2 protein-coding genes are annotated in these 1608 nt (G+C 70.6%); both read right to left on the bottom strand.

The window, feature by feature from the left end; translation table 11 throughout:
* Positions 1–585, bottom strand: a 585-nt coding sequence (locus ACFFNX_RS49460) for a questin oxidase family protein (protein ID WP_378213422.1), incomplete at its 3' end; no start/stop codon positions are given.
* Between the two features lie 563 nt (positions 586–1148).
* The coding region (locus ACFFNX_RS49455; RefSeq protein WP_446678571.1) for an Lhr family helicase at positions 1149–1608 on the bottom strand (460 nt) is incomplete at its 5' end.

Below are 1608 nucleotides of genomic sequence, written 5' to 3'. Positions count from 1 at the left end.
GGCCAGGTCGGTGAGCTGGCCGAGCCGGTGGTTGATGCCCGCCTGCTGGTCGGGCACACGCGGAACGGCGGCGAGCGCGGACGCCGGACCGGCGGTCCCGGACGGGACGGCCGACGGAACCCGCTGCCAGCGCGCCGCCCAGTAGCCGAGGGCCTGGCCGAGCTCGGCCAGACGCGGCCCGTCCTCGTGGTCCAGCAGGGCGTGGACCGCGTGACCGGTACGGATCACTCCGTGGGTGGCGCCGGCCGCGATGCCGGGCAGCAGCCGCGGCCACCACGTCTCCAGCACCGTACGCCAGGGCCGCTCGGTCACCTCACGTTCGAAGAACGCCAGCCAGTCACCGAGACGATGAGGATCTCCCAGCGCCGTACGCCAGCCGTCGGCGGTGACCGGCGAGGTGCCGCGCGGCACCTCGTCCAGCCGGCGCACGTACCGGTCGAGCCAGCGGTGGACCTCGCGTGCGTGCCCCCGCCGGACCATGGACTCCGCCGCCATCGGACCGTGGTTGGAGAGCCAGCCCTCGAACTCCGGACCGGTCCGATGCAGCCGTTCGTACGCCTCGTCGAGCGTGCCGTCGATGTTCATACGGCCTGACGCTAACCACGCGTTGAACGGCGATCATCGGCTCAGGGACCGAAATGCCTTCCTCCATTGGGCCTAGGGCCCGCCACGCGGCCTCGGCGCCGACGAATTGATCGACCACCCCGTCTCCTGATTCGCCGGGACCGCCCGCGCATAATGGTGCGAACTCGTGTCGTCTTTCACTCGTGATCCTTGGATTGTGATTACATGCGCGCTATCGCGCAGCCGGTGTGAACCCAGGTGAGCCCCAGGCGGGCGATGTGCTGACCGATGAGCACCGGACCGCGGCACAGCGGGCATCGTCCGGACCTGCGTGCCTTCCTGGTCCTGTTCGCGGTGATCACCGAGTAGCCCGGGGGAGAACGGGCGCATGCCGGTATTCCTTCGGCACTCGAAGGCCGGTGGCTAAGTCGACCGGACCGTATCCTGGATATTTATATAAAGAATTCACTGAGACCGCCATCGCACCTTTCCCCTTTCCTTGCTGAGGGAACAATATCCCGGCCGCAAGGACGTTTCGAGGTGTGAACGGCTGCCTGTGGACAACGCCACGCGGGGCCGTCGGGTCAGGCGCGCAGGCGAAGGCCCCGGGGGGTCGGGTGGAAGCCGGCCGCCTCCAGCGCCGCCGCCAAGGGGGAGTCGTTGATCGACTCGCCGTCGGCGCGTTCGACCGTGAGGCGGCCCAGGGCGCCCTCGCGGACCGCGAGGGCCAGGGCGTCGACGGCCGGTTGCAGGTCGCCCTCTTCCCAGGACAGCAGGGTCTTGCCGCCGCGCTCGACGTACAGCACCAGGCTGCCCTCCACCATGACCACCAGGGCGCCCGCCTTGCGGCCCGGCTTGTGGCCGCTCGCGGCCTCGCCCGGGCGTTCGGGCCATGGCAGGGCGGCGCCGTACGGGTTCGCCGGATCGGTCGCGGCGAGGACCAGGGCGCGGGCGTGATCGTCTTCTGGTCGCTGGGTGGCGCGCAGCCGGTCGACCGCGCCGGGCAGGGCGAACTGGGCCGCGCCCAGGCCCTCGACGAAGTAG

This window comes from Actinoallomurus acaciae (genome assembly GCF_042429965.1).
Taxonomy (GTDB): domain Bacteria; phylum Actinomycetota; class Actinomycetes; order Streptosporangiales; family Streptosporangiaceae; genus Actinoallomurus; species Actinoallomurus acaciae.
The sequence above is the reverse complement of the archived record's forward strand: the minus strand, read 5'-3'. Positions and strand labels throughout refer to the sequence as shown.